At 52.9% G+C, this 5,663-nt stretch carries 6 protein-coding genes; all 6 read right to left on the reverse strand.

The window, feature by feature from the left end; all coding sequences use genetic code 11:
* Window positions 1–699: DUF4412 domain-containing protein (locus tag VGM48_RS15120; RefSeq protein WP_331580528.1), on the reverse strand; the 699-nt coding region annotated here is incomplete at its 3' end.
* 28 nt (window positions 700–727) lie between these two features.
* A complete protein-coding gene (locus VGM48_RS15125; RefSeq protein ID WP_331580530.1) occupies window positions 728–2,677 on the reverse strand; it encodes a hypothetical protein in 1,950 nt (649 codons plus the stop codon).
* A gap of 28 nt (window positions 2,678–2,705) precedes the next feature.
* Complete coding sequence (locus tag VGM48_RS15130) at window positions 2,706–3,197, reverse strand: hypothetical protein (protein ID WP_331580532.1); 492 nt, start codon at window positions 3,195–3,197, stop codon at window positions 2,706–2,708.
* 5 nt (window positions 3,198–3,202) lie between these two features.
* Entirely contained in the window at window positions 3,203–4,195 is a 993-nt protein-coding gene (locus VGM48_RS15135) for a DUF4412 domain-containing protein (RefSeq protein ID WP_331580534.1), read from the reverse strand.
* A 196-nt stretch (window positions 4,196–4,391) separates the two neighbouring features.
* On the reverse strand, window positions 4,392–4,919 hold the full coding sequence (locus tag VGM48_RS15140; RefSeq protein ID WP_331580536.1) for a hypothetical protein: 528 nt from the start codon (window positions 4,917–4,919) through the stop codon (window positions 4,392–4,394).
* Between the two features lie 144 nt (window positions 4,920–5,063).
* Window positions 5,064–5,453, reverse strand: coding sequence for a hypothetical protein (locus VGM48_RS15145; RefSeq protein ID WP_331580538.1), 390 nt, complete (start codon window positions 5,451–5,453; stop codon window positions 5,064–5,066).
* Window positions 5,454–5,663: the final 210 nt, after the last annotated feature.

Raw genomic sequence — 5,663 nt, forward strand, 5'->3', positions numbered from 1 at the left:
CTTTAGCATGAACCCTGTACAACCCATTTGTTTTATCTGATCGACCGCCGCAGGGGTCATCAGGATGGTCCAGGACTTTGACATGTTCTTGTCCATATAATGCCGGAAGAAAGGCGCCAGCGGGACATCGGGGCTGTTCCAGAGATCGATGGTATCCGTCATATTGCCGAGGGGGCCCATATGTTTTGTGGAAATGATGCGGGCGTGTACGCTATTGAACCCCATGATCTTTTCTTCGCCGACCTTTGTGACGGTCGATACCATTTTGAAAGGGTCGTCGCCGGCGCCCGTGGCATTGCCCGAGGTATCGATGATATTGACCGAATATGTTTTTTTGGCGTCGTCGATAAAGATCGACTGGTTGGGCTTGTCCTTGCTGGTGATAAGGACAATCGGTCCCGATCTGTCTGTTTTTACCGCCGCGTTCGACAGGTCCATTTCACTGCGAACGTTACCGCCGGCAGAAATATAAAGCTTTGTGTACCCGCTCATGTTCATGTTCTTGCCGACGGAAGTGGTCGTGTATTCATAATACATATCGGCGCCCGTGCCGGTGGTGGATGCATTCGCGGAGGTGGATCCGTCGGCGCTTGTGGCGGCATTGTTGTTGGAACAGGCGAACAGGACCGCGACAAAAAAGAAGACCGAACAGGCGAGAAAAAAGTTTTTAGCCGTAAATTGGGAACTGCGTATTCTCATATAGTTTGTTGTTTAGATTTATTAGTCTTCAATCGCTCTTAGCGGTAAACGAGAAATTGATATTATGTTCGATGGCCGAACCCGGGCCTATCTTCGAAGTTCCTTTCCCCGTTATGGAAAGGTTATTATCCTTGTCGGAGCGGACGGGGAAGGTGCTGTTCTGGGAAATGACCTTGCCCAGGGTCAGTTGCACCTTGTTGATAGGAAGATCGACCCGGGTGGTCAGGGGAATCCCGAGCGCGATATCGAGGTAACAATAGATGTATTTGGTGGTGACATCGAGGAAGTCGACCAATGCCGGATTCACATAGAATTTCATGGTTTGTGCATCAACCTGGTAGTCGATATCGATCGGTATATTGAAATAAGCTGGTGTCGCGATGCCGCGGGCCACCGCCCCGAACCCCGTCGCCTTGTCGGCCTGGCTGGAGACGAACGGTACGGAGGGCGGGGCATAGACACAGATGCCGATGACGCGGGACCGTTGTTTGGACGCATTCTTGAAATCATCCATCTGGTTCATATCGGTATAGATGGAGAATTTGGTGGCATTGCCCTCGATATTCCCCTTCATTTTAATGGTCCCGTGCCCGGACTCGCCTTTTGGATATCGCAGGCTGATGGTCGCGCCCGCCGTGTAACTGTATTGCCACCACACGTCACTGGTTTTGTTGCGGAACGTGCAGGTGTACGTTTCCTGCAGATTGCCGTCCATGACGACGCAATATTTTTTCATCAGCAAAGAGGTACACATCTGGACGATGTCCCCGCAAAAGTCCGCGCTGTTCTTCATGGAAAGGATCTCATTACCATCTATCGCCGCTACTCCGAATAGTTTACCGGCTTCCTGCATTACGATCTTTGTGTTATCGCCGGCCCCCGCGGCGTCGGCGTAATCTCCTCCGGCCACCGTGCCCCCTTTGTCCCCGGCGATGCCGCCGACGAGTTTTACGATATTTGTTTCAAAATTTAGCATGGTGGAAAAGGCGGCGCAGGCTTCGCTGACCATGGCCAGGTATTCGCAGATCGTATTATCGTAAGATTGGTGGGTGCCGGAAGGGCCACCGGTTCCGCCGGTTGCGCCGGTGCCGGAAGTTCCGCCCGTGCCGCCTGTCCCGCCGCCGTCACCCCTGCCATTGAAATCCTGCAATTGTTTTGACTCATCACTGAAGTCATCGCTCATTTGGGTAAATTTATCTTGCAGGGGGGTGGGGAAATTCCCGTATTTTTTTTCCAGTCCATCCAGGCCCGTACCCGCCTGGTCGATATCATCCATCCATTTTTTAAAGGCATTGGTCTTGTCATCGAAATCCTTTTTCGTTTTTTCGAGTGCGGTTGCGTCTGGTCCCGTAAGGTCACCCGTTACCCTTTCGATCGCGTCATCGACTTTTTTAGCAGCCTGGACGACCAGTTCACGGGTGGGGCCGGTGATCTGGTCCAATTCCTGGAAAGGATAGGCGCTGATGGTAACGGTCGTCTGTGCCTTTCCATCCGCCGTTTTGAATACCAGCCGGAATTCACCCGTGCCGGCCGGGACCCAAAGGGTCGAGAAGGAGCCGCTGTCCTTTAACGGAATATTTACCGCCGCTGCGGGTACGGGGCCGCTTACTGTCAGCACGACGGTTTTCAGGCTCCCGTTGATGGGGCTGAAGCCCGTGATCTTAACCGTGGAGCCGACGATGGTCTTGTTGGTGGACACAGCTACCCGGACGTAGCCGGACGTGGAGGGGGGATCACCGGCGGGAGGCGTTGGCCCCTTGCCGGCGGCGGCGGGGGGAGTGGGCGTGGCCGGTTTCGGCGCCGACGGGTCCACTTTATCGATGGCTTTGTTGGTGGTGGTGCTCGCCTTATCGTTGGCCCTGTTCTGCGCCGTTTGTTTGACGCTATTGAGGACGTTCTTTAAAAATTGAGCGTGTGCGGGCCGGCACAGCATCATGCAGCCGGTTAGCAGCGTCAAAAAGATAGATGTCCTTTTCATAGATAGTTTGTTCCCGGAGGGACCCGGTTTAGTGATTATTCAATGTGCCGGCCGCCTGTTTTATACTGTCCAGCATGGCCGGCGTGATCCCCATGCCGTTCCGGTATTTCTTTAGCATTTCTGCGGCGGCTTTTACGGACGGATCGTTGCTATTGCCGTAGAGTTTATCGATGCCCGAGTCCGACAGCATTTGGTTCGTTGTGTTCAGGACGTCTTTCGCCGTCATCTTTAACGCGTTGGTATCGGGTTTGCCACTGGCGATGGAGTTGAGCAGGCTATTCATATCCCCCTTGAGCTTGGTGGTGTCGATGAGTTGGGAGACGGCAGCGGCGGAGTTGGGGTTCGCGTTTTGAGCGGCGTTCTGCTGCGAGCTTTGGCCGGCGTCTGATGCGCCCTGTGTAGCGCTTGATGCGCCTTGCGCGGCGTTTTGTTGGGGACTGAGCCTGGAGGCCAGTCCTGAACAGCCGGTGAGCGAGAAGGCTGCCAGGCAGAAAAAAACGGTTGATCTTATGAGTTGCATATGCTTTATTTTGAAGGGTTAGCCTGTTGTGCGCCGGTCATGCCGGACATCATATATTCCATGATATTTTTATGGTTATTCGTATATCCTGCGGGGATCATAAAAAGGGATGCCGGGTAGGAACCGGATCTCGCGTCGGTCAGGTCATAGCTCATAGAATAGTCTTTCCCGCTGGCCGCCATTTTTACCATCATACCCCCGGCGCCGGCCTTTTCGAGGGCCTGTATCATTCCATAGTTTACGGTCTGGTCGCTTAAATTGTGGTATAAGGAATAACCCGGGACGGCGGTGCTGGTCCATAAGTCTTCGGTTGAACTGGATTTGAACAACCCGGAACCGCTGGTGCTGGTCAACTTGACGTGGACGCAGGCGTAGCCATCGACGGTCTCGTCGCCGACCTTGGTGACTTTATAGGTCGTGTTCCGGGAATTTATAAGTCCGGTGTCGATGACGCAAAGAGAATATCCCTTGTTGTCCGGGTCCAGAAGGATGCTGTAGGTAGGCTGACCGGCGCGTCCAACTACGGTCAGTTTGCCGCTGGCCACACCAGGCATGGCGATCCGCATTTCGCTGCGGCCTTCGCCCCCGTTTGTCAGCCACCGGTAGGAAGTGTCTTTTACCGTCCCATTCTTTTTCGAAGTCGCGGTCGTGAGATATTGATAGTAGAAGCCGCTGCCGCCCTTACCGTTCCTATAAGAATCGATCGCCGCCGCAGAATCGGAGGCGGATACTCCGCCACCTCCGGCAAACATCCCCAGGGCCTTCATCATACCGGCCGCCGATGTGTCGGGCGGGGTATGGGAGCTGTTAGTGGCGCCGCTGCCGGGGACCTTATCGATCGCCTTATTGGTAGTCTGATCGGCCTTGCTGTTGGCCCGGCCCTGTGCCGTATTCTTGACGGTGTTGAGGACGTCTTTGAAGAATTGGGCCTGTGTGGAGGAGGAGGCTGTCGTGCCGATCACGAGCAGCAGGACGAGGGGAATGGATGTTTTTTTCATGACTTTATAGTATTAATAGAAGGGCCAGCAAAAAAAATAATATTGCCAGCAGCAGGAGCGATCGTTGTATCCATTTGGTGCTTTTTTCTCCGGGCATAACTGGCTTTGGGCTTTATACATTAAAGGTCTGGGGATAAAAAAAACGTCCGGAGGAAAGTCGACGAACGTCTCTTGAAAATCGTCAAAGGGAAGGTTGTTATTCCGCCTGGTAAAATTTCTTCCATTGAGCAGAAGTGGAGAACGGGATATCGAATTTGCCATCCGTGATCTGTATGACGGGCGGAGTATTGGCCGGCGAGCCCTTCTGCGCCTTGTATTTCCCTGAGAAAGTGCCGGAGATCCTGGTGGCGGTGATGGAAGTGACATGGATGGTCACCGCGCCATCCAGGTAAGTGACAAAGCCTTTGATATAGCCATTATAGCCGATGGCAGGGTCGATCGCCGTGCTGCCCTGTTGGGCGGGGACCTCGAAATTCAGTCTTTCGCTGGGGTCGTCCTTATCCGCCAGTTTAAAAAAGATATGTTTTTCCGTTCCTTTCAGCCGGAAGGCCGCGTTCGTATTCTGGTCGGTGCCGGTGGAGGAAAATACTCTTCCGTCAATCTTAGCCGAAAAGCTGGCGTCTCCCCCACCCGATCCGTTGGTATTGGAGCCGGCGGCGCCGGTGCAGGCCATAAGAATGGCGAAAGCGAAAACAAAAGGAGAAAGCAATTTTAATTGTATCATTTGGGAGTTTTAGCCGGTAATTGAATTGCCGGCATTTTTCCGGGTGCCTGGAACCGAAGATCCGGACATAAAAAAAACGTTCGCCGGATTGTCGACGAACGTCTCTTAGAAATCGTTAAACGTTTTGATGGGGGACTCAACCTTCTATTTTACCCTGTCGAATGGCTGGCTGACATCTACCGTGGCCCTGGCCTTGCAGGCATCCTGGATCTGTTTGAGAAAAAGCTGGTCGTTCTTTATTTCAAAAGAGCATACAAGGACCATATCATTGTCACAGGGAACGTTTCCGCTGACCTTTTTAAAACTGATCGCGTTCTTCTCCACCTTATAGGTCATCACATCCGGGACATTGCCATTGTCATAGGAGACGGTTGCCGTATCATTTGAAAAATCCCAGGTAACGGGGGTGGCCATGAGGTCTCCATTGTCGTTGGGTATTTTCAAGACCCCTTTCCATTTGGAATTGGTTAGCTGGGCCTTCGCCGTGAGGAGGGAAAAGCAGACAATTGCGGTGAGGACGAGGGCCTTTTTCATGTTGTTTTGGTTTTATTTATAAAGTAATACTATATATGTCAGGACATCCAAATGATCACCGCCGTCAGGAACGCTGCCGACTCCTGCCGGAAAAAAAGGCGGGTATGGATCCGGTCTGCAAGGTCGGCGGCAATTTGAAGACCCAGTCCCGAGCCTTTACTATCGACCTGGGTATGGATCAACCGGCTATTCAGCAATTCCACAGGAGCG

The sequence above is a fragment of the Puia sp. genome, assembly GCF_036500295.1.
GTDB lineage: Bacteria > Bacteroidota > Bacteroidia > Chitinophagales > Chitinophagaceae > Puia.

Excerpts from the sequence above, each read along its gene's own strand:
- VGM48_RS15125 (WP_331580530.1), bottom strand. The coding sequence starts at position 2,677 with ATGAAAAGGACATCTATCTTTTTGACGCTGCTAACCGGCTGCATGATG.
- VGM48_RS15130 (WP_331580532.1), bottom strand. The coding sequence starts at position 3,197 with ATGCAACTCATAAGATCAACCGTTTTTTTCTGCCTGGCAGCCTTCTCG.
- VGM48_RS15135 (WP_331580534.1), bottom strand. The coding sequence starts at position 4,195 with ATGAAAAAAACATCCATTCCCCTCGTCCTGCTGCTCGTGATCGGCACG.
- VGM48_RS15140 (WP_331580536.1), bottom strand. The coding sequence starts at position 4,919 with ATGATACAATTAAAATTGCTTTCTCCTTTTGTTTTCGCTTTCGCCATT.
- VGM48_RS15145 (WP_331580538.1), bottom strand. The coding sequence starts at position 5,453 with ATGAAAAAGGCCCTCGTCCTCACCGCAATTGTCTGCTTTTCCCTCCTC.